Origin of the sequence: Streptomyces aidingensis (assembly GCF_900112355.1) — a bacterium.
Lineage (GTDB): Bacteria > Actinomycetota > Actinomycetes > Streptomycetales > Streptomycetaceae > Streptomyces > Streptomyces aidingensis.
The window spans coordinates 371,417-391,970 of the sequence record NZ_FOLM01000003.1 but is presented as its reverse complement, the minus strand read 5'-3'; the positions used below and the strand labels follow the sequence as shown (position 1 = coordinate 391,970).

Genomic DNA, 20,554 nt, shown 5'->3' with positions numbered 1-20,554 from the left:
CGGGACGGACGGTGCGGGGCGATGCGGTGCGGTGCGGGGGCGGGCGGTTCAGACGCGTTCGACAACGGTGGCGATGCCCATGCCGCCGCCCACGCACAGCGTCGCCAGGCCGTAGCGGAGGTCGCGGCGTTCCAGTTCGTCGATCAGGGTGCCGAGGATCATGGCGCCGGTGGCGCCCAGCGGGTGGCCCATGGCGATGGCGCCGCCGTTGACATTGATCCGGTCCAGGCTCAGGCCCATCTCCCTGGCGAAGCGCAGCACCACGGCGGCGAACGCCTCGTTGATCTCCACCAGGTCGATGTCGTCGATGGTCATGCCCGCGCGGGCGAGCGCCTTGCGGGTGGCCGGGGCCGGGCCGGTGAGCATGATGGTCGGCTCGGAGCCGGTGACCGCGGCGGAGACGATCCGGGCGCGCGGGGTGAGCCCGTGGCGCCGGCCGGTCTCCCGGCTGCCGACCACGACCAGCGCGGCGCCGTCCACGATGCCGGAGGAGTTGCCGGCGTGGTGCACATGGTCGATGCGCTCCACCCAGTGGTACTTCTGCAGGGCCACCGCGTCGAAACCGCCGGTCTCCCCCAGCTCCCGGAAGGAGGGCTTGAGCCCGGCCAGGCTGTCCGCGGTGGTGCCGGGGCGGATGTGCTCGTCGTGGTCCAGCACGGTCAGCCCGCTGCGGTCGGTGACCGGCACCACCGAGCGCTCGAAGCGGTTCTCCTTCCAGGCGGTGGCCGCGCGTTCCTGGGAGAGCGCGGCGAACTCGTCCACATCGCGGCGGGAGAAGCCCTCCAGGGTGGCGAGCAGATCGGCGCCGATGCCCTGCGGCACGAAGCCCAGCTCGAAGTTGGTCATCGGGTCGTTGGCCCAGGCGCCGCCGTCGGAGCCGATGGGCACCCGGGACATCGACTCCACCCCGCCGGCCAGCACCAGGTCCTCCCAGCCGGAGCGGATCTTGGCGGCGGCCAGATTGACCGCCTCCAGACCGGAGGCGCAGAAGCGGTTCTGCTGGACCCCGGCCACACTGTCCGGGAGACCGGCGGCGATGGCGGCGATCTTGGCGATGTCCGAGCCCTGGTCGCCGTGCGGGGAGACCACGCCGAGCACCACATCGTCGATGGCGGCCGGGTCCAGGCCGGGCAGCCGGCGGCGCAGCTCGTGGATCAGGCCGGTCACCAGATCCACGGGTTTGACGGTGTGCAGGGCCCCGCCGGGCTTGCCCCGGCCGCGCGGAGTCCGGATGGCCTCGTAGACATACGCTTCGCTGCTCGCCATGGCTGGCTCCCTGTCGGCTACCGGCTGCCGGGCTCCCGGCAGCGCACCGCTACCGGGTGGTAGTCCCTCGCCGGATCATAAGAACGTGTTTCATTTTTCTCAAGGGTAGCGCGGCCGGATCGGGCCCGGATCGGGCGGGCGCCCGGGCCGGACGGGGCGGCCGGGCGCCGTGGTCCTGACGCCTCGCGCCGGGGCGTCCGCCGGACCCGCACATCCCGGTATGCCTCCCATTCGCTCCATGGTGTCGTTTGAGCGGATTTCCCTCCCGTCCGCTGATCGGAAGCCGGGACCATGGCCGCCGGGAGAACTCCGCTCCCGGAACCTCCCGGACGAAAGGACACACATATGCGAGGCAAGAAGGCGATCGGCGCGGGTGCCCTGGCACTCGCCCTGGTGGCCGGGGCCGGCTGGGCCGCCCAGGCGGCCACCGACGACACCGCGGCCGGCCGCACGGCCCCCGCCGGGGCACCGGCGGCGGCTGCCGTGGACGGCTACGAGATCGTCACCCTCCCCAACGCCAACGTGCCCAACTTCGAGCGGCGGACCCTGTACTGCCCGCCGGGCAAGGTGGTGATCGGCGGCGGCGCCGAGGCCCAGGGCGAGGGCGCCGTCCTGGTCGGCAGCTTCCCCACCGACGACGCCACCGGCTGGATCGGGCTCGGGCGGCAGGACGCCTACCCCGACGTCGGCATCAGCGTGTACGCGATCTGCGCCTATCCCTGACCCGGGACCCGGCCCGCGGTCCCCGGCACCCAGTGGTTCCCGCCGCCCGGCGGCGGGAGCCCTCCGTCCCCGGCTGCCGGTGCGGGCGCCGGGCCGGTGGTTTCACCGATGTGAACCTGCCTGCCGCCCGGTTAGTTTGCGGCTCCGGAAACGGCGGCCGGCAACGAGAGGCGGGACGACGATGAGCGCATCCGCGGTGCGGATCTACGACATCATGGCGTGCGATGTGTACTGGGACTTCGATACGCCGCTGCCCAGGGAGCAGCACAAGTTCCTGGTCTCCTTCCATCCCACGCCCGGCACACCGACACCGGAGCTGATCGAACGGATCACCGCTCGCGGCCCCGGCGGCTACGAGGTCACCTTCGCCAACGAGAAGTTCACCGGGCGCAATCTCAACGGATGGATCTACGACGGCACCCTGGACTACTACTGGTACATGGTGAACCTCGCCACCGGATTCCTGCCGGAGGGCGAGTACACCATCGAGGTGGTCTGCAAGGACGGCACCGTGCTGACCCGGTCCCGGGTGCAGGACAGCGCGCCGTCCCGGGACCTGGTGGCCGCCTACCGGGAGCACCGGGAGACGCTGCTGGCGTCCTTCACCACGGCCGCCGACGCCCCGCTGGACCAGGTGCGGTGCGGGTGGCGCACCCTGAAGGACCTCGCGGGGCCGGACACCTACGCCATCTTCCGGCTGGCCGAGGGATCGAGCGTGGCCGAGTTCGACACCCAGCGCCTGGTGTGGTGGGACAACATCTTCATCCGGCGGGCCCGCGGCACGGACCCGGAGGCCGGGCTCAACCGCGGCGGGGTGACCGTCGGCACCGGACTGAAGCCGGCCACCGACTACGGCTGGTTCGTCGAGCTCACGGACGCCAACGCCCAGGGCGAGACCAACATCTGCGTCTTCCAGCCGCACCGGTTCTTCCGCACCCCCTGATGCCGGGGCCGGCGGTTCAGCCCTCGGGAAGCCCCCAGTCGCGGGCCACCTCCGCCTCGTCGGCGCCGGGAGAGGCGGGGGCGCGGCGCAGGCGGCCGGGGGTGACGGAGAAGCGCGGCGCCGGGGCGGGCTGGACGATCCCGGCGTGCTCGGCAAAGGTCGCGCGGGCCGCGAGCTGGGGATGGTCCGGGGCCTCGCGCAGCGAGAGCACCGGGGCCACGCAGGCGTCCGAGTCCTGGAACAGCCGGGCCCATTCGTCGCGGGTGCGGGTGGCGAAGCGGGCGGCGATGGCGGCGCGCAGCGCGGGCCGGCGGGCCGGATCGTGCCGGGCCGCCGGATCGGCCAGATCGCCCTCCAGGCCGAGAATGCGGGTGAACTCGGCCCAGAAGCGGGGTTCGAGAGGCCCGACGGCAAGGTAGCCGCCGTCCGAGGCGGCATAGGTGTCGTAGTAGGGGACGCCGCCGTCCAGCAGATTGACGCCCCGGCGGTCCTGCCAGGCGCCGGCCGCCAGCATGCCGTGCAGCATGGCGGTGAGATGGGCGGTGCCGTCCACCACGGCGGCGTCCACCACCTGTCCGGCACCGGTGGCGCGGGCGTGGTGCAGGGCGGCGAGCACGCCGACGACCAGATAGAGCGAGCCGCCGGCGTAGTCGCCGAGCAGATTGGCCGGAACGGCGGGCGGGCCGCCGGCGCGGCCGGTCAGGCCCAGGGCCCCGGTGACGGCGATATAGCCGATGTCATGGCCGGCGCGTTCCGCCAGCGGGCCGTGCTGGCCCCAGCCGGTCATCCTGCCGTACACCAGGCGGGGGTTGCGGGCCAGGCAGGGCTCCGGGCCCACGCCGAGCCGCTCGGCCACACCGGGCCGGTAGCCCTCGATCAGGATGTCGGCGCGCTCGGCCAGGGTGAGGACCCGCTCCGGTCCGCCCGTCTCCTTGAGATCGACCAGCACCGAGCGCTTGTTGCGGTTGGTGACGTCCCGGGCCGGGTCGATGGCCGGCCAGTCGCCGCCGGGGCGGTCCACCCGCACCACGTCAGCGCCCAGATCGGCCAGCAGCATGGCGGCGAACGGGCCGGGACCGATACCGGCCAGCTCCACCACCCGGACCCCGGTGAGCGGTCCGTCGCCGCCCGGCTCCCGGCCGGCCTGCGTCCGGTCTGTCAACGTCCCTCACTGTCCCTGCTCGACCCGTCCGGACTCGACCCGTCCGGCCCCGTCCCGGCCCCGGCGATGATAAGAACGCGTTTCATTTTTCACAAGGACCGCGGGCCCCGGGCGCGGAAACTCCGTGGCAGCCCCCGGCGACGGGTGCGCAGACTGGGCCCATGGAGACCTTGCCGAGCAACGCCTACGCGCTCACCACGACCTATCTCAACACCGCCTCGCACGGCCTGCTGCCCGCGCCCACGGTGGCCGCGCTCCGGGAGGCGACCGCGGAGATGGCGGACGGCCGGATGTCCGTGCCGCTGTTCCTGGAACGGGCCGAGCGGGCCCGGTCCGGCTATGCCGCCCTGACCGGCGTCACCCCGGACCGGGTGGCCCTGGGCTCCTCGGTCGCCGGCCACGCCGCCCTGGTCGCCGCCTCGCTGCCGCCGGGCGCCGAGGTGGTGGCGCCCGAGGAGGACTTCGCCTCGGTGGTGACGCCCTTCGAGCAGCGCGGCGGACTGCGGCTGCGGCTGGTTCCGCTGGAGAAGCTGGCCGACGCGGTCCGGCCGGAGACGGCGCTGGTCGCGTTCAGCGCCGTGCAGTCCGCCGACGGACGGATCGCCGACCTGGACGCGGTGCGGGCGGCGGCCCGGGAGCACGGTGCGCGCACCATGGCCGACCTCACCCAGGCCGGCTGGATGCCGCTGTCCGCCGGGGACTTCGACTTCACCGTGTGCGGGGCCTACAAATGGCTGCTGTGTCCGCGCGGGGTCTCCTTCCTCACCGTGCCCGAGGACTTCGGCGGTCTGCGCCCGGTCAACGCCGGCTGGGTCGCGGGCGAGGACCCCTGGGCGAGCTGCTACGGCCCGGTCGCCGAACTCGCCCGCACCGCCCGCCGGTTCGACGACTGCCCGGCCTTCCTGCCGTATGCGGGCGCGGTGCCCTCGCTGGAATTCCTGCGCGGCCTGGGCCCGGCGTCGGTCCGGGAGCACGATCTGGCGCTGGCCGCCCGGTTCCGGGCCGGGCTGGCGCGGCTGGGGGTGGAGCCGGTGCCCGGCGACTCCGCGATCGTCTCGGTGCCGGGGCTCGGCGGGGCCACCGCCCGGCTGGCCGACGCCGGCATTGTGGCGGCGAGCCGGGCCGGGCATCTCCGGGTCTCCTTCCACCTCTACAACACCGAGGCCGATGTGGACCGGCTGCTCAACGTCCTGGAGGCCCCCGCGCCGGAAGCTGAACAGAATTTCGATACTGGTCGGTAACGAAGTCTGTTCAGCGCGGACCGGCGGCCTTAGGGTGCGCCCATGCCGAACCTGCCCGAGCTGCCCGATGTCGTGGTGTGGTCGATACCCGCCTTTGTGGTGCTCACCGTCCTGGAGATGGTGAGCTACCGCATCCACCCCGACGAGCAGGCGGCCGGCTACGAGACCAGGGACACCGCCACCAGCCTCGGCATGGGGCTGGGCAGCCTCGGCTTCGACCTGCTGTGGAAGGTGCCCATCGTGGCGCTCTACACGGCGGTCTACGAACTCACCCCGCTGCACATCCCGGTGCACTGGTGGACGGTACTGCCGCTGATCGTCGCCCACGACTTCTGCTACTACTGGTCGCACCGCAGCCACCATGTGGTCCGGATCCTGTGGGCCTGCCATGTGGTGCACCACTCCAGCCGCAGATTCAACTTCTCCACCGCGCTGCGCCAGCCCTGGACCACCTGGTCGGTCTGGCCGTTCTATCTGCCGCTGATCGCGCTGGGCGTGCACCCGGCGCTGCTCGCCTTCCTCTCCTCGCTCAATCTCACCTACCAGTTCTGGATCCACACCGAACGCGTCGGCAGACTGCCGCGCCCGCTGGAGTCCGTGCTCAACACGCCCTCGCACCACCGGGTGCACCACGCCTCCCAGGGCAGCTATCTGGACCGCAACTTCGGCGGCATCCTCATCCTCTGGGACCGGCTGTTCGGCACCTTCACCGACGAGGACGAGCCCTGCGTCTACGGGCTGACCAAGAACATCTCGACCTACAACCCGCTGCGGGTGGCCACCCACGAATACGCCGCCATCGCCCGCGATCTGCGCAGCGCCCGAAGCTGGCGGGAACGGACGGGCTTCCTGCTGCGCGGCCCCGGCTGGCTGCCGGAACGGCACCCCGCGCCGGACGGCGCACCGCCGCCCGCCGGCGACGGCAGCGCCCCCGTGGCACCCGGTACGGCGGGCCGCGCATGAGCCGGCCCGCCCCCGCCCGGCTGAGCTCCGCCGCCTTCGCGGTGACCAGCCAGATCCATGTGGCCTGCCGGGTGTGGGAGCTGGAGACGGCGGCCTGGGTCACCAAACCGCTGCTGATGCCGCTGCTGGCCTGCTGGGTGCTGGCCCGGCGCGGCCCCCGGCTGCTGACCGCCGCCCTGCTGTGCGGCTGGGCGGGCGATGTGCTGCTGATGCCGGGCTCCGATGCCCTGTTCCTGGCCGGCATGGGTGCCTTCGCCGCGGGACATCTCTGCTATCTGCGGCTCGCCCGGACGGCACCCCCGCGGCCCGGGGCACCCCGCCCCCGCCGCGCGGCGCTCACGGCCGCCGGCTACGGCCTGGTGTGCGTCACCGCGGTGGCGCTGCTCTGGCCCGGGCTGGACGCCGGAATGCGGCTGCCGGTGGCGGGCTACAGCCTGCTGCTCACCGCCATGGCCTGGGCCGCCGCCCAGCGCTTCGGACCGCTGGGCGCGGTGGGCGGCGCGCTCTTCCTGTTCTCCGACACCCTGATCGCCGCCGGCCTGGCCGGCCTGCCCGGTCTCCCCCTGCAAGACGCCATGATCATGGCGACCTACCTCACCGCACAGTGCCTCCTGGCCGCCGGTGTGGTCGCCGCCCATCAGCCGCCCTCCCCCTCCCCCGGCAAAGCGGCCGAGTCCAGCTCGGTGACCAGGCGCTTCGGCGCCACCACCCGATAGCTCTCCTCCGCCCAGTCGCACAGCAGCGCGGCCGGCGGAGCGCCCTCCTCGTCCAGCGGCAGCCACACCCAGCCGGACTTGCCCAGGCCGTACCCGGCGGGCCGGGCGCCGGGCATGGAGAGCGCATGGGCGTGTGCGTCCGCATCCGTCAGCTTGACCGTGACGGCGGGCGGATGGCTGCCGTCCCCCACTCCCAGGAAGACGAAGATCTTCTTGTTGACCTTGATGACACACTCGCCCCACGGGAACTCCTCCACCGCGCCCGGCAGCCCCAGGGCGAACTCCCGCACCGCGTCCCGCACCTCGGACCAGTCCCGTTTCTCCGTCATGCGGCCACCGTAGCCGGGGCCACTGACAGCGGCGGCCCGCCCGGCGCACGCGCACCGGCCGGACCGCCGCCCCGGACCCTGCCTCAGTCCTCGACCAGCAGCAGCAGACTGCGCACGCTGCGCTTCAGCGCGCCCACGTGATAGGCCAGTTCCTCCGGTGATGCGTGCGCCAGGTCCATGGCCTCGGCGGCCTGCAGACTCTGCCCCGCGACGATCACCACGGCCTGTTCGATGGCCCGCCGGGTCGGCCGCGCGGCCTGCCGGCATCCCGGGCACAGGCCCGAATGAGGCCGGGCGGAATCGATCGGACCGAAATCGCCCGGCCGGGCGCACAGCACGCACCCCGTGTAGCGGGCACCTCCGCGTTCGCTCATGGGCACCATCCCCCGTTGACTCACCGTGGCCGGAGCCACGGCCCCCGTGCGAGCCGTCCGGAATCGGAGCCGCGCTCCCCCTCACCGCGCCGTTCGCACCAGCAGCGGATGACCGGCAGCCGTGAACCCCCCGTTCCGGTACGGCGTCCCCCCACCACGGTGCCCGGCCGGGACGGCGCTGTCGACGGCTATTCAGGACACGTACCCGCCCCCGGCCGCTCCCCGCCGGCCCCGGCCCACCAGCGTTTTCGAACAGACGCCGGAGACCGGGGCGTGGCTCCAGGGACGGCGGGAACCGCGGGTGATCAACGGGGGAGAGCTCCGTCCCGCCGGTGGCGCGCACCGGTGCGGCGCGTGACCGGAGGGGCCGGGCAGGGTGATCACGTTACCCATCCGTGACGAGACCGGATTTGCACGCTCCGGCTCGGCCGGCCGCCGCTCCGGCCGCCCGCCGGTCACCGGCTGCCGGGCCCGGCCGCCGCCCGGCCGGCGTCGGCGGCGCGGTCGGCGGCCCCGGCGGCGGCCAGCGCCTCCCGGCAGAGCCGGTCGGCGAGCCGGGTGGTCTCCGGCAGCCGGTAACGGGGCGCCAGATGCAGCACATGGGCACAGGCCGCGTCCAGGGTGATCCGGTGACCGGCCGAGACAAAGACCGGCTTCACCCCGGCCCGGGTGCGCAGCGCCCGGCCCACCTCCGCCCCCGGGACCTCCCCCCGGCCCGGCTGCTCCAGCAGCGGCGAGGAGTCGCCTCGCGCCGGGCCGGGCTCGTCGTGACGGAACACGAACGGGTTCTTGGCCACGCCCAGGGTGCGCAGCCCGGTGAGCACGCCCAGATGGCTGGCCAGCCCGAAGCGCCGGGGATGCGCCACCCCGTAGCCGTCGCAGACCACCAGATCCGGGACCCGCCCCAGCTTCTCCAGGGCGGTCAGCACCGCGGGCAGTTCCCGGAACGCGAGCAGGCCGGGCACATAGGGGAAGGCCACCGGGCCGGCCGCGGTGGCGGTCTCCCGCACCGCGAGGGTGCGGCCGTCCAGCAGCACGACCGCGGCGGCCACCCGGCCGGCCGCGTCGTCGTAGGCCACGTCCACGCCCGCCACCGCGGCGGCGCCGGGGCTGCCGGGCGGCGGTCCCGGCTCGTCCAGCCGGACCCGGGACCGCAGCCGTTCCTGGATCCCGACGGCCTCGTCCTCGGTCCTGGGCGTGGTGTGCTCGACGAGCAGGCGCAGCGGCGGCGGCATGGCCGCCCACCCTACGCCCGCCCGCCCGCACGCACGTCCGCACGTCGGCCGGCCGGCCGGCCGGCGCTCAGCCGAGGTCGATCTCGGGGTAGAGCGGGTGCTTGGCCATCAGATCGGCGGCCCGCTGGGCCACCTCCCGGGCCACCCCGTCCTCGGTGACGTACTTGGCCTTGGAGGGCTTGCCGCTCGCCGCCGCGGCCGGGGCGGTGCGGCTCAGCACGGTGTGGATCAGCTCCGCGACCTCGTCCATGCCCTCCGCGCCGACCCCGCGGGTGGTCAGCGCCGGGGTGCCCAGCCGCACGCCCGAGGTGTACCAGGCGCCGTTGGGGTCGCGCGGGACCGAGTTGCGGTTGGTGACGATGCCGGCGTCCAGCAGCGCGGACTCGGCCTGGCGGCCGGTGAGCCCGTAGCCGGCCACGTCCAGCAGCACGATGTGGTTGTCGGTGCCGCCGGTGACCAGGCGGGCGCCGCGCCGCAGCAGGCCCTCGGCGAGCGACTGGGCGTTGTCCGTGATCCGCTGCGCGTAGTCCTGGAAGGCGGGCTGCCGGGCCTCGGCCAGGGCCACCGCCTTGGCGGCCATCACGTGCGGCAGCGGGCCGCCGAGCACCATCGGGCAGCCGCGGTCCACATACTCGGCCAGGCTGTCGTCGCACAGCACCATGCCGCCGCGCGGGCCGCGCAGCGACTTGTGGGTGGTGGTGGTGACGATCTGGGCGTGCGGCACCGGGTCGAAGTCGCCGGTGAAGACCTTGCCCGCGACCAGCCCGGCGAAGTGCGCCATGTCCACCATCAGGGTCGCGCCGACCTCGTCGGCGATCTCCCGCATGATGCGGAAGTTGACCCGGCGGGGGTAGGCGGAGTAGCCGGCCACCAGGATCAGCGGACGGAACTCGCGGGCCGCGGCGCGCACCGCGTCGTAGTCCAGCAGGCCGGTCTCCGGGTCGGTGCCGTAGCTGCGCTGCTCGAACATCTTGCCGGAGATGTTGGGCCGGAAGCCGTGCGTGAGATGGCCGCCGGCGTCCAGGGACATACCGAGCATGCGCTGGTCGCCCAGGGCGCGGCGGAGCGCGGCCCAGTCCTCCTCGGTGAGGTCGTTGACATTGCGCACCGCGGCGCGGTCCAGGGCGGGGGCCTCCACCCGCTGGGCCAGCACGGACCAGAAGGCGACGAGGTTGGCGTCGATGCCGGAGTGCGGCTGGACATAGGCGTGGGCGGCGCCGAACAGCTCCCGGGCGTGCTCGGCGGCCAGCGACTCCACGGTGTCCACATTGCGGCAGCCGGCGTAGAAGCGGTGGCCGACGGTGCCCTCGGCGTATTTGTCGCTGAGCCAGTTGCCCATGGCCAGCAGGGTGGCCGGGGAGGCGTAGTTCTCGCTGGCGATGAGCTTCAGGGATTCGCGCTGGTCGGCGATTTCGGCGCCGATGGCGTCGGCGATCCGGGGTTCGATGCCGCGGATGACGCCGAGGGCGCTGCGGTAGGCGAGGGATTCCGCCGACTCGGCGGGACGCGGGGCGGGCGCTGCGGTCATGACGGTGAGCCTCCAGGACGGCACGGTCGTCGGGGCGGCCCAGGCGCACGGCTCTCACGGTGTCTCCGCCGCCACGTCAGGTGCGGTCGGCGGGGGCCGCTCCCCGATGGTCGGTTCCATCCTGACGCGCCAGTCACGGCCCGCGGCGAGCCTAGCACTCGCGGGTCCGGTGCCGCTGGGGCACGGTGGTGTGAGGTGCGGCGCCCGCAGCACGGGCGGCGCGCGGCGCGAGAGGACCGGAACGGACCGGGAGCAGCAGATGAGCGAGCACATCTACCGGGTGACCGAGATCGTCGGCAGTTCGGCGGAGGGCGTGGACGCGGCGGTCCGCAACGCCATCGAGCGGGCCTCGAAGACCCTGCGGCAGCTCGACTGGTTCGAGGTGACGCAGATCCGGGGCCATATCGAGGAGGGGCGGATCGGGCATTTCCAGGTCGGGCTGAAGGTGGGGTTCCGTCTGGAGGGGCCCGAGGACGAGTCCTAGCGGCGGGCCGGGCCCGGCGCCCGCCGCCCGGCACCCGGACAAGGTGCGGGCGCCGGGCGGGGGCGGTCAGGCCGCCCCGTTCGTCCGGTGGCGGCGGACCGCCTCCAGCGCGGCGACCGCGGAAACCGTGGCCACCAGGTGCATCAGGGCCAGGGCGAGCGAGGTGCCGCCGTCGGTGTCCGCGGACAGCGGACCGGCGAGCGAGGCCGCGCCCAGTGCCCCGCCGGTGATCTGGGCGATGCGCAGGAAGGCCGCCCGCCAGAGCGACAGCAGCACGGCGAGTCCGGTCCCGGCGGCCAGCGGCACGGCCGAGGAGACCACCACGCCGCCGGCCGTGACGGTGTGCACGCTGTCGCCGTCCGGCAGCCGGAGGGACGCGTCGGCGGCCGTGCCGATCAGCAGGATCAGCAGGTTGACGGCGATGGCGGCGAGCGCGCCCGCCGGGATCGCCTGCCACCAGACCAGCCCGCGCGGCCCGCGGGCCACCGCGTCCGCTCCTGCACCGGGGCCGGCGGACGAGGAGCGGGATGAGGAGGAGCGGGATGAAGAGGAGCGGGATTGTGTGCCGGGCGCGGTGTCGCCGCGCCGGGGGCCGCCGAGAGTGAGCCGGGTGTCCGACATGGTGCTTGCCTCCTGGGGACGTGCAGCGGTGCCGAGTCGGGGGTGAGGGCCGGCCCGCTCCGGGCGGCAGCCCCGGAAAGCATCCTGCAAGTTCAACTTAACTTGAGGTCAAGCCCGGCCATTACCCGGCAGGTCATCGACGTCCGGCGGCCGGGCGGGCATCGTTGCGGACATCGGGCGCCGGCCGGCCCCCGGGCTTCCTGCCCGTCCCCTCCGTGTCCCCGCACGCACCACCGAACGGAAGGCTGCCGATGTCACCGACCTCCGCCACCCCCTCGTCCCGCACCTCCCCGCGTCCCGGCGCCCTTTCCGGCACCTCCGGGACCGCCCGGCTGCGCCGCTGGCTGGCCGTCGACGCGATCGTCACCGGCGGGAACGCGCTCGCCTATCTGGCCGTCTCCGGACCGCTGGGCCGGCTGTTCGGCCTGGAGTCCGGGCTGCTGCTGGGCATCGGCGCCCTTCTGCTGTGCTACGCCGCGGCGGTGGGCCTGCTCGCCGCCCGGCGGCGCCCCGCCCCGGCGCCCGCGCGGGCCGTGGTGGCCGCCAACGGGTGCTGGACGGTGGCCAGCCTGGCATCCCTGCTGTTCTGGCTGGACCCCAAGGCCACCGGCACCGGCTGGATCATCGCCCAGGCCGCCGTGGTCGCCGCCCTCGCCGGGCTGCAGTACGGCGCGCTGCGCTCCGCCCGCCAGGACTGACCGCCGCCCCGCCGGCCCGGTCCCGCTCCGGCCTACCCCCGCTCCGGCTCCGGCCGCGGCTGCGGGACCAGCCGGCGCAGCGCCGCCGCCGTCCCGGCGTCCGCCGGAACGAAGGTCTCCAGCGCCAGTTCGGAGACGGTCACATCCACCGGGGTGTTGAAGGTGGTGATGGCCGACAGGAAGGACAGCCGTTCCCCGGCCAGGTCGATCAGCATCGGCAGCGCCGGGGCCGCGCCGCCGTCCTCCCCCGCCACCACCGTGCCGCCGGGCGGCAGCGGATAGGCGGCCACCTCCTCGTGCAGTGCGCGGAGCGCCGCGGACCGGGCCGGCGCCATCTGGCGGCGGAGCTGCGCGAGCAGATGACCGCGCCATTCCCGGAAGTTGGCGATCCGCGGCGCCAGGCCCTCCGGATGCAGGGTGACCCGCAGCGCGTTCACCGGCGGTTCCAGCAGCCGGGGCGCCACACCGTCGAGCAGCAGCGCGATCCCGCGGTTGAAGGTGTGCACCCGGTACAGGCCGTCGACGACCAGCGCCGGGCAGGGCTCCAGGCCGGCGAGCATCCGCTCCAGTCCGTGCCGCAGCGCGGACAGCCCGGCCGCGTCCAGCGGGGTCTCCGGATAGTGCGGCGCGTACCCGGCCGCCACCAGCAGCGCGTTCCGCTCGCGCACCGGCACGTCCAGATGCCCGGCCAGCCGCAGCACCATCTCCCGGCTGGGACGGGTCCGGCCGGTCTCGATGAAGCTGATGTGGCGGGCCGAGGAGCCGGCCCGCAGCGCGAGTTCGAGCTGGCTCACGCCCTGCCGCCGTCGCCACTCGCGCAGCAGCGGCCCCACGCCGCGGCCGGTGTCGTCCGCCGTCACCGCACTCATGCCGCCGACCCTACGCGCCTGCGCGCAGCCCCTTGCCCCGCGGCCCCCGGCTGGCACAATCGACCGGTACGCGGACGGACCCGACCCAACGACGAAACACGCCGCAGCATTTCGGCCGGGAGGCGCAGTGCCCGTCAGCAGTTCCACCAGCTTCACCGTCGACATCACCGGCACCACCGGCATGCGCACCGGGGAGTGGGCGGAGGGGGAGGAATTCCTCATCCTGCCCGACCGCCGGGAGGGCTCCCACCAGGCCGCCGCCCGGATCCGGCTGCTGATGGCCGAGACCGAGGACGGAGAGCCGCTCTTCCAGCCCTCCCCCGTGCGGCGGCAGACCGGCGAGGTCACCGTCGCCGAGGTGGAGAAGCGGCTCCACCTGCGCGCCCAGTTGCCGCACCCGGTACTGGAGCTGACCGACCCGGCGGGCGTGGTCACCGCCCGGGTGCGCCCGGAGCAGCCGGGCACCCCGGAACCCGTCTCCTTCCGGGTCACCGATGCCGGCAACCGCCCGCTGGCCACCTTCCGGCGCTCCCCCTCCCGCCTCGGCCGCCGGGCCTACTGGCGGATCGAGCCGGCCGACGGCAGCCCGCCCGTCACCGGCCACCGCGGGACCTGGCCCGGCTGGATCGGCTTCGTGCTCACCTTCCCGCTCTGGCTGGCGTTCGCCGTCGGCTCCCTCCTGGTCGCCCTCCTCACCCTGGGCGAGGTCACCGAGATGCTGGTCTGGGGCGCGCCCAAGCGTGTCACCTGGCGCCGCCGCTGGGCCCCGCCGATCACCGGGAACGCCCTGGATTTCCGCTATCTGCGCACCGGCTACCGCTGGAACCCGCGCCTGCTCGACGCCCGTCTCGCCTACTCCATGGCCGCCCTGCACTACTTCCACAAGATGCACCGGGACTGACGAGATCCACTCCGGGCCGGGCGGCCCCTCCGCCGCCCGGCCCGGCCGGGAACAGGAGGGGCGACCGTCCACCATGGCCGGCCCCGGGTTCCCGGACAACGCGGGTGAGAGCATCCGCCCCGGCTTGGTATGGTTGTCCCAGTCGCCGCGCACCACCCCGGTCGCGAGCACACCCTGTCCGGGTGGCGGAATGGCAGACGCGCTAGCTTGAGGTGCTAGTGCCCGTTAAGGGCGTGGGGGTTCAAGTCCCCCCTCGGACACCACCAGAGACCCCAGTCGACCTGGGGTTTTCTGTTTTCCAGGGGTCCGCCGTGACCAGCCCGTAAACGATCTTGTTCCTCAGCCGACCGTGTCCGGCCCCATCCGGCTGGGAGTGGACGCGGCCGGCTTGCGGGCACTCTCCTCACGCCGCTTGCCGTACCGGGAGATCGTGTAGCCCGGCGCGTGGTGCCGCACCTCCGCGGCGATCTCGGCGGGGTTCTCTCCGGCGTCGAGATCGCTGGTGACGAGCGAGGCACGCCAGTCGTGCACCCGAACGTCTCCGGGAGCTTCAGGCGCCTCCGGAGTGCCTGCCAGCGGGCGGGAGACCTTCTCTCGGGGCCTGCGGTCCGCCGGGCTCGGTCCTGTCGCGACAGGGCCCCGGGTCACAGGGTTCGCTCACCGGGGAGACGCCAGATCCGGGCTCCGCGGGCGAGTGCGTGAGTCCCGTCCGGTTCGATGGTGAGCCGGTAGGCGTCGGGGGTGGGTCGTGCCGCCGCGAACCACGGGCCGAGGAGTTCCATGCGTTCCGTCCACAGGTCCCGTGGGCCGGCGGTGGTGACTTCTGCGGCGTTGCCGACGGAGTCGGGGATGATACGTGCCCAGGATTGCGTGGGCGGGTGGACGAGGCCGTGCATGGTGTTCTCGGCGTCGCGCAGGGTCATGCCGAGTACGTCATGGTGGGCCATGGCGACTTCCATGACCCGGGTGAGGGCGAGGGCGTGGTAGAAGTCCGCGGTTTCCTCGCGGGTGACCGGGAGGGATTCGGTGCGGGTGCGGCCCGAGGCGTTGGCGATCAGTGCCGTGTACTGGTTCGCGGTGGTGCGCACGTGGTCGGCGGTGGGGCGGGCGCGCATGAAGGCGGCGTCCTCGGGGAGGAAGCGGCCCTTGGCGCTGCCGTCGTCCTGGATGATCAGGCGGGCGATGCCGGTGCCGATGTTGGTGACGATGACGGCTCCGGGGCGCAGCTGGCTGGGCCAGGCTGCGGGGATGCGGTCCACGCCGCAGGTGGCGAGGATGCCGTTGTAGGGTCCGCCGGCGGGGTGGCCGACGGTGCCGTCGCCGGTGAGGATCTCGGGCTCGTGGCCGATGCTGCGGAGCTTTTCGCGGGCCGCTGCGGTCAGTACCGGGTCGATGTCGATGCTGACCACGTTGGCTGCGCCCAGGCGGTGACACAGGAGCGCGGTGTTGTACCCGGTGCCGGTCCCGATCTCCAGCACGCGGTCCCCTTCGGTGACGGTGAAGGATTCGAGCATCCGGGCCATCAGGGACGGCTGGCTGGAGCTGCTGATGGCCGTGCCCGCGGCGTCCCGGAGGGTGATGAGGGAATCGTCGCTGTAGACCCTGGACCAGAAGTCGGGGTCGTCCTGCGTGTAGTGGCGCAGGCCCTCGCTGGTGCGGATGGAGAAGGCCGGGGCAAAGACTTCCCGGGGCACGGCGGCGAAGGCGTCATGCCAGCCGGGGGTGTGCAGGGCGCCGCTGGCGGTCAGGGCCTCGGTCAGGCCGGCCCGTGCGTCCTCGGCGGTCAGCAGACTCATGCGGTCGTCTTTCCTTCCAGTTCGTCGGCGATGGCGTGGGTGATGGGGTCGCGCAGGTCGGGGATGAAGCCGTACTGGCCGCCTGGGTTGATGTCCACCAGAAACCAGTCGTTGTTCTGGTTAACGAGGAAGTCGCATGCCAGGTAGCGCAGGCCGAAGGTGTCCATCAGCCGGTGCAGGCCGGCGACGACGGTTCCCGGGACGGTGCACTCGCGGTAGGTGAGGGAGTCGTAGTCTCGACGGAAGTCGATGCGGGAGGCGTCCGATCCGGCGTGGATCTCGGCGGCGAAGGTGCGTCGGCCGACGCAGGTGGCCCGTACCTCGTATGCCTTGTCGATCCATTGCTGAAACTGGTGGGCGGTCAGGCTCACCGCGTCGGTGATCTCCTGCGGTCTGACTTTGGATGTCCACAGGGCGAGCCGCCGGCCGTCGTGTACGCCGGGGTGTGTGGGGCCGATTGCCTTGTATGCCGCTACGGCACCGGGCAGGGCGGAGATGAACTCCCGGGCTTCCTGCGGGTCAGAAGTGATCAAGGTGGCGGGGATCGTCAGTCCGCACCTGGCCGCCTGCGCAAGTGCGTACGGAGCGACCGCGGCCCAGGCGTTGCGCCAGGGGTGGTTGATCCAGGTGCAGCGCAGCGAGGACAGGACACCGCCCACCGCGGCACGCGCCTCGCTGTCCGCCCATCGAAGGGCGTCCTGGTTCATGCGCGGATCGAACTGGAAGCGTCCGGGCCGCCGGTAGTACACGGCCCGGACCGTGCTCAGGTCCAGGTCCCGGTGCTCACCACGCCACACCCCCTGCCAGCGGTCCTGGCCGGGGTCCAGGCGCGCCGAGATGGTCAGGGTTCCGGGGAAGTCTGCGGGGTCCAGCCGGACCAGGGAGACTCCCCGGGCAGTGAGTTCTGTGATCACCATGTCGGCTGTCGCGTCCATGGTGTGGCGGGTGAGCACCAGGACTGTCATGGAGTGTCCTCTCTCGTGCTTACCGGGGTCGGTCAGTCTTCGTCGGTGCCCTCGTCGTCGTCCCAGACCTGCATGTCCTCCTGGGTCTGGACGACGGTGTCGAAACTGCTGGCCATGGACGGGGTGGAGATGAACGGCACCCCGTCCTGGGTGACCGTGATCTGCCGCTCCGGGCACAGGCTCAGTTCCTCGACGGAGCCGACCGCACGCGGGTTGGCCGGGATGGCGGTGGTGATACCGAACGGCACCACGGACTCGTCGGTGTCCGCCGCGGGCTTGACCGACATGGCGTAGGGAAAGAGCGGCGGAGCCAGAGTTTCGGTACTCACAGTTGTGTCTCCTTCAGGTGTTCTCCGGGAACCCGCCCCGGCTCGGTTTGCCAGGGGCGGGAGTCTGTGAAGGGGAAGCCGACTTATAGAGGGCGATGTCGAACCCGGTGGGCAGGTGATACCGAGGGTCGTGAAGGGGTCCGGCTCGGTCTGTCCGCGGCGCCGGACCTCGCGCTGCCGCTCGGTCCCGTAGCGGTCGATGCCACCGAGAAGGATGTGTAGGTGCAGAAGCGCACTAACGTACTCATCGGTTGGAGACGGTTCCCATTCTTCTTCTGTTGAGGTTTTTCGGGCGGTCGTCTCGAAGCGGCTCCTGGGCACACCCACCAGGTAGCGGGCGGGCCCGCCCTCCAGGGCGTCAAGGGCCAGGTTGATGTGCCACTCAACGTGCGGGGCGACCAGATCGCGCAGGTCTTCCCCCGCCCGCCGCAGCGCGGACAGCTCGGGCGGCGGGACCAGTTCGGTGCCCCGGGGGGGGGATGGCTGCGCAGTCGAAGACGAGGTACTGCGTGCCGGTGTCGGGCATGCAGTGAACTACCAGCAGCGCACCGGGGACGGCCTTCAACGCCGTCTCGCGCTTCACGTGCCGCTGGCAGGCGAAGTAGGCCGACTCCCACGGACCGGCCGGACCTCCGACGAGGCCGTACCGATCCTCACCGGCCTGGGCGCCACGGTCCGCCAGCAGCACGCGCTGCTCTTCGTCGCGGCTGAGTGCCGCCGGCACCAGCCGTACACCCACGTGTTCCCCTCTCCGGGCTGTGCCGGCAGCGGCCGATCGAATACGGCGGCGGGCTCCTCGTTCACAGCCACTCCTCCGGCACGACTCTCATCGGCCGCGTGATCCGCTGCCGGTAGTCAGGTGCTCGGGGTTTCTCTTCAAGTGCCGCTCGATCCAGGCGAGCGCCTGGTCGGAGATCTCCTCTTCGGGACCGTGCTCATTGCAGACCGCGCACTCAGCAGAAAAAGACATCGGCTCCGCGTCCGGCTCCGCATCAGGGGCGATAACGAACTTCCGGAACCGGAACGTCTTCCCGATATACGTCCGGGATGCCGGTGCCAGGTCAACCGAATCCATGCTGACCTCTCTCGTCACGCGGCCACCTCCGCCTTGGCCAGAGGGCACCGGAACCACACCCATTTCCCGGTCGGGGTGCAGGTGTAGCCCATGGCGTCCGTCATTTCCCGCAGCAGCCACAGGCCACGGCCGGAGTCGGAGTCCCAGTCAGGAGTGCTCACGGCCGGTACCTTCGGCGAACGATCGAAGAGCTTGACGAAGACGGCACCTCGCTCCCGAAGGACCACCAGCCTCAGGTGCGGATCTTCGACGTGCTGGACCGCGTTGGCCAGCAACTCCGATACGCCCAGCCGCGCAGACTCCACCGCGTCGGTATCCCCTCCGAGAGAGCGGACCGCATCACCGACCCTCCCGCGCAAGGACTCGATTTCCCGCGCTTCGGCCAGAAGGTTCCACTCGTACCTGTGCCGACTTCTGCCAAGTCCCCCAATACCCGCCATGCCACCTCCTACGCCTGAACGGCGCTCCAGCTCCGGACCGGGCAACTGCCTCGGTTCCAATTCCCCCATAACGTCTGCCACACTCTCAAAGGCTATTCCGTATCCGGCCTCGCCACTGCGGACGGGGCCAGAAATCGCCAGCCCCATCTCTCGTGCACCGTCAGCAATCAAAGTGAACAACTGAGCAGAGGAAACGGATTCTCGCCTTTCCTGTCCTGGCGCGACGAGAAGAAACAGAACCGCATCCACGCGTTCCCGTTGAGTCCACAGTCCCGGAGTCGTTCCGACCTGACTTTGCCAGGCACGTGCAGACATGGCGTTGCCGCAGCACCCGACAGTCCGCAGCGGCGGAGCAGTCACCTTCTCCGAAGTCGCACTCCTCGGCCTCTGGCGTCCCGCGCACTGCTCACACCCAGCCGTCGCACACCTCTCACTGTGAGGGAACCGCCGAGGAACTTCGCAACAGCCAGGGACGTACGGGCAAGTTCAACCAGCCGGCCGCAGCCGTGTCTGCCACTGTCCCGGACCGGCGTACCCACAGTTATGCCTGGCGGGCCGATGCCGGCCGCCATCGCTTCGACGGGGTGCGAAGGGTGTCGGGCTTCCTGTCGCTGGGCGGGTACGCTCACGCCGGCCACGCCCACTCCTCTCCGTAGTGCTGCGACTACCAGGAATGGACAGGGTGCCCTGCGGTCGGGAACCATTCAACGTGTCAGGTGGGGACGAAAGGTTGGTGTAGTGCCCTTGAACCGCAAGGAGTTGAACCCTGAGAGTTCTCCCCAAGCTGCGTTCGGTGCGCGTTTGCGCAGCTCACGCGAGAGCCGAGGGTGGACCCAAGAGGATCTGGGCAGTCAGATGGGATATTCCAGCACGCATATTTCATCCGTCGAAACTGGTCGCAAGATGCCAACCTTGCGCTTCTCGCGCGGCGCTGACCGTGCTCTCGGCACCGAGGGCACAGCAGATGCGTTCGAACGCGAGTGGCGCGAGCTTCACCACGGCAGCCTGTTGGAAGGATTCCCGGAGTACGTCGGGTGCGAGGGCCGCGCCTCGGAGATCAGGCTGTTCGAGATCGGCATCGTCCCCGGGCTTCTCCAGACGCCGGAGTACGCGATGGAACTGGCGGCCGGCGCCGTCAAGCGGGGGGCCATTACCGCTGATCAGGCACGTGAGCGGGTCGAACTGATCACCGAGAGGCAGGCGGCGCTGGTCCGGACGCCCCCGCCGCTGATCTTCGCAGTGCTGGACGAGAGCTGTATCCGTCGGCCTATCGGGGGGACGGCCGTCATGGACGCACAGTTGGCGCACCTGGTTGAGTTCGCCAAGCTGCCCAACACTGTGCTCCAGTTGGCCCCGTACGAGATGGGCGTGCGCCGTACCATCGACCTGCCGGTCTACATACTGACGATGGCGGACCGTTCGCTGATGTCGTACGCGGAGTCTGCCCAACGGGGACAGGTCGAGCGGGACAGGACGCTTATTCTGCCGATGCTCACGGCCTACCATCAACTACAGGCAGAAGCGCTGTCTCAGTCGGCATCTGTCACCGCGATCGAGCAGCTACGAAGGGGCACCCCGTGACCACCGAAGTCCCGCGTTGGTTCAAGTCCTCCCACAGCAACAACGGTGGCGCCTGCGTGGAGGTCGCCGAGGACTTCGCCGCGTCGCGCGGCGTGGTTCCTGTCCGTGATTCGAAGAACCTCGATGGCCCGGTACTCAACGTGCCGACCGCCGCGTTCTCGTCGCTCGTGGCAGGCATCAAGGCCAGACGGGTCGGCACCGCCTGACCGCCGGGCCGCCCGTGTGCGGATACAGGACTGCCCCATCGTGCGGTGCCCGACGAGGTCAGGGAGGGCTTGGCCGAGGGCCACTCGCATAGCGCAGGAATGAATGAAT

At 72.0% G+C, this 20,554-nt stretch carries 24 protein-coding genes and 1 tRNA gene; 11 read left to right on the top strand and 14 right to left on the bottom strand.

The features are described from left to right. Nucleotides 1-48: 48 nt before the first annotated feature. On the bottom strand, nt 49-1,266 hold the full coding sequence (locus BM242_RS08920; protein WP_093838148.1) for an acetyl-CoA C-acetyltransferase: 1,218 nt from the start codon (nt 1,264-1,266) through the stop codon (nt 49-51). Nucleotides 1,267-1,611: 345 nt separating this feature from the next. Here BM242_RS08920 and BM242_RS08915 point away from each other — a divergent pair, with 345 nt between their 5' ends. Then, nucleotides 1,612-1,989 carry a hypothetical protein gene (locus tag BM242_RS08915; protein ID WP_093838147.1) on the top strand — a complete coding sequence of 126 codons (378 nt, stop codon included), beginning with the start codon at nt 1,612-1,614 and terminating at the stop codon, nt 1,987-1,989. A 181-nt stretch (nt 1,990-2,170) separates the two neighbouring features. Then, complete coding sequence (locus BM242_RS08910) at nt 2,171-2,932, top strand: hypothetical protein (protein WP_093838146.1); 762 nt, start codon at nt 2,171-2,173, stop codon at nt 2,930-2,932. Between the two features lie 16 nt (nt 2,933-2,948). On the opposite strand, the gene BM242_RS08905 is transcribed toward BM242_RS08910, so the two are convergent. After that, nucleotides 2,949-4,094, bottom strand: coding sequence for a CaiB/BaiF CoA transferase family protein (locus BM242_RS08905; protein ID WP_093838145.1), 1,146 nt, complete (start codon nt 4,092-4,094; stop codon nt 2,949-2,951). Nucleotides 4,095-4,255: 161 nt separating this feature from the next. Here BM242_RS08905 and BM242_RS08900 point away from each other — a divergent pair, with 161 nt between their 5' ends. From BM242_RS08900 to BM242_RS08890, 3 genes are read left to right on the top strand one after another with little or no spacing between them, the layout of a single operon-like run. Beyond that, nucleotides 4,256-5,335, top strand: a complete 1,080-nt coding sequence (locus BM242_RS08900; RefSeq protein WP_093838144.1) for an aminotransferase class V-fold PLP-dependent enzyme — start codon at nt 4,256-4,258, stop codon at nt 5,333-5,335. Nucleotides 5,336-5,377: 42 nt separating this feature from the next. Further along, the gene (locus BM242_RS08895; protein WP_093838143.1) at nt 5,378-6,298 is read left to right on the top strand and encodes a sterol desaturase family protein; all 921 of its coding nucleotides are present in this window, start codon (nt 5,378-5,380) and stop codon (nt 6,296-6,298) included. Continuing rightward, nucleotides 6,295-7,014: a lysoplasmalogenase gene (locus BM242_RS08890; RefSeq protein WP_093838142.1), complete on the top strand. Its 720-nt coding sequence runs from the start codon at nt 6,295-6,297 to the stop codon at nt 7,012-7,014. The genes BM242_RS08895 and BM242_RS08890 overlap by 4 nt, the downstream gene beginning before the upstream one ends. Here the strand turns inward: BM242_RS08890 and BM242_RS08885 are convergent. The 4 genes from BM242_RS08885 to BM242_RS08870 form a co-directional block, all read right to left on the bottom strand. Continuing rightward, complete coding sequence (locus BM242_RS08885) at nt 6,936-7,343, bottom strand: MmcQ/YjbR family DNA-binding protein (RefSeq protein ID WP_093838141.1); 408 nt, start codon at nt 7,341-7,343, stop codon at nt 6,936-6,938. The two genes, BM242_RS08890 and BM242_RS08885, sit on opposite strands and share 79 nt — an antisense overlap. 83 nt (nt 7,344-7,426) lie before the next feature. Further along, complete coding sequence (locus BM242_RS08880; RefSeq protein ID WP_139238295.1) at nt 7,427-7,717, bottom strand: hypothetical protein; 291 nt, start codon at nt 7,715-7,717, stop codon at nt 7,427-7,429. Nucleotides 7,718-8,172: 455 nt separating this feature from the next. Continuing rightward, entirely contained in the window at nt 8,173-8,952 is a 780-nt protein-coding gene (locus tag BM242_RS08875) for an endonuclease V (RefSeq protein ID WP_093838139.1), read from the bottom strand. 67 nt (nt 8,953-9,019) lie between these two features. Continuing rightward, the gene (locus BM242_RS08870) at nt 9,020-10,480 is read right to left on the bottom strand and encodes a glycine hydroxymethyltransferase (RefSeq protein ID WP_093838138.1); all 1,461 of its coding nucleotides are present in this window, start codon (nt 10,478-10,480) and stop codon (nt 9,020-9,022) included. Nucleotides 10,481-10,739: 259 nt separating this feature from the next. On the opposite strand from BM242_RS08870, the gene BM242_RS08865 reads away from it, so the two are divergent. Then, complete coding sequence (locus BM242_RS08865; protein ID WP_093838277.1) at nt 10,740-10,964, top strand: dodecin; 225 nt, start codon at nt 10,740-10,742, stop codon at nt 10,962-10,964. 66 nt (nt 10,965-11,030) lie between these two features. Here the strand turns inward: BM242_RS08865 and BM242_RS08860 are convergent, their stop codons facing one another. Then, nucleotides 11,031-11,450 carry a DUF6069 family protein gene (locus tag BM242_RS08860; RefSeq protein WP_093838137.1) on the bottom strand — a complete coding sequence of 140 codons (420 nt, stop codon included), beginning with the start codon at nt 11,448-11,450 and terminating at the stop codon, nt 11,031-11,033. A gap of 386 nt (nt 11,451-11,836) precedes the next feature. Between BM242_RS08860 and BM242_RS08855 the strand changes: the two genes are divergently transcribed. Then, nucleotides 11,837-12,283, top strand: coding sequence for a hypothetical protein (locus tag BM242_RS08855; RefSeq protein WP_093838136.1), 447 nt, complete (start codon nt 11,837-11,839; stop codon nt 12,281-12,283). A gap of 32 nt (nt 12,284-12,315) precedes the next feature. Here the strand turns inward: BM242_RS08855 and BM242_RS08850 are convergent, their stop codons facing one another. Next, on the bottom strand, nt 12,316-13,152 hold the full coding sequence (locus tag BM242_RS08850) for a helix-turn-helix domain-containing protein (protein ID WP_093838135.1): 837 nt from the start codon (nt 13,150-13,152) through the stop codon (nt 12,316-12,318). A 127-nt stretch (nt 13,153-13,279) separates the two neighbouring features. Here BM242_RS08850 and BM242_RS08845 point away from each other — a divergent pair, with 127 nt between their 5' ends. Both BM242_RS08845 and BM242_RS08840 read left to right on the top strand, forming a co-directional pair. Then, a complete protein-coding gene (locus BM242_RS08845; protein WP_093838134.1) occupies nt 13,280-14,053 on the top strand; it encodes a hypothetical protein in 774 nt (257 codons plus the stop codon). Between the two features lie 176 nt (nt 14,054-14,229). After that, nucleotides 14,230-14,316: transfer RNA gene (locus BM242_RS08840), tRNA-Leu, on the top strand. 76 nt (nt 14,317-14,392) lie between these two features. Here BM242_RS08840 and BM242_RS08835 read toward each other — a convergent pair. From BM242_RS08835 to BM242_RS29290, 6 genes are all read right to left on the bottom strand, one after another. After that, on the bottom strand, nt 14,393-14,584 hold the full coding sequence (locus BM242_RS08835; protein WP_093838133.1) for a hypothetical protein: 192 nt from the start codon (nt 14,582-14,584) through the stop codon (nt 14,393-14,395). A gap of 113 nt (nt 14,585-14,697) precedes the next feature. Beyond that, a complete protein-coding gene (locus tag BM242_RS08830; protein WP_093838132.1) occupies nt 14,698-15,849 on the bottom strand; it encodes a methyltransferase domain-containing protein in 1,152 nt (383 codons plus the stop codon). Further along, nucleotides 15,846-16,814 carry an ATP-grasp ribosomal peptide maturase gene (gene tgmB, locus BM242_RS08825; RefSeq protein ID WP_093838131.1) on the bottom strand — a complete coding sequence of 323 codons (969 nt, stop codon included), beginning with the start codon at nt 16,812-16,814 and terminating at the stop codon, nt 15,846-15,848. The genes BM242_RS08830 and tgmB overlap by 4 nt, the downstream gene beginning before the upstream one ends. Nucleotides 16,815-16,846: 32 nt before the next feature. Beyond that, nucleotides 16,847-17,143, bottom strand: coding sequence for a putative ATP-grasp-modified RiPP (tgmA, locus tag BM242_RS08820; RefSeq protein ID WP_245833920.1), 297 nt, complete (start codon nt 17,141-17,143; stop codon nt 16,847-16,849). Between the two features lie 826 nt (nt 17,144-17,969). After that, a complete protein-coding gene (locus BM242_RS08815) occupies nt 17,970-18,236 on the bottom strand; it encodes a DUF7848 domain-containing protein (protein ID WP_245833919.1) in 267 nt (88 codons plus the stop codon). Further along, nucleotides 18,233-18,658, bottom strand: a complete 426-nt coding sequence (locus BM242_RS29290) for an ATP-binding protein (RefSeq protein ID WP_175541320.1) — start codon at nt 18,656-18,658, stop codon at nt 18,233-18,235. Before BM242_RS29290 ends, BM242_RS08815 begins: the two co-directional genes overlap by 4 nt. A gap of 744 nt (nt 18,659-19,402) precedes the next feature. On the opposite strand from BM242_RS29290, the gene BM242_RS08805 reads away from it, so the two are divergent. Then, nucleotides 19,403-20,239: a helix-turn-helix domain-containing protein gene (locus BM242_RS08805; RefSeq protein ID WP_245833918.1), complete on the top strand. Its 837-nt coding sequence runs from the start codon at nt 19,403-19,405 to the stop codon at nt 20,237-20,239. Continuing rightward, nucleotides 20,236-20,445, top strand: coding sequence for a DUF397 domain-containing protein (locus tag BM242_RS08800; RefSeq protein ID WP_093838128.1), 210 nt, complete (start codon nt 20,236-20,238; stop codon nt 20,443-20,445). Before BM242_RS08805 ends, BM242_RS08800 begins: the two co-directional genes overlap by 4 nt. Nucleotides 20,446-20,554 lie beyond the last annotated feature (109 nt).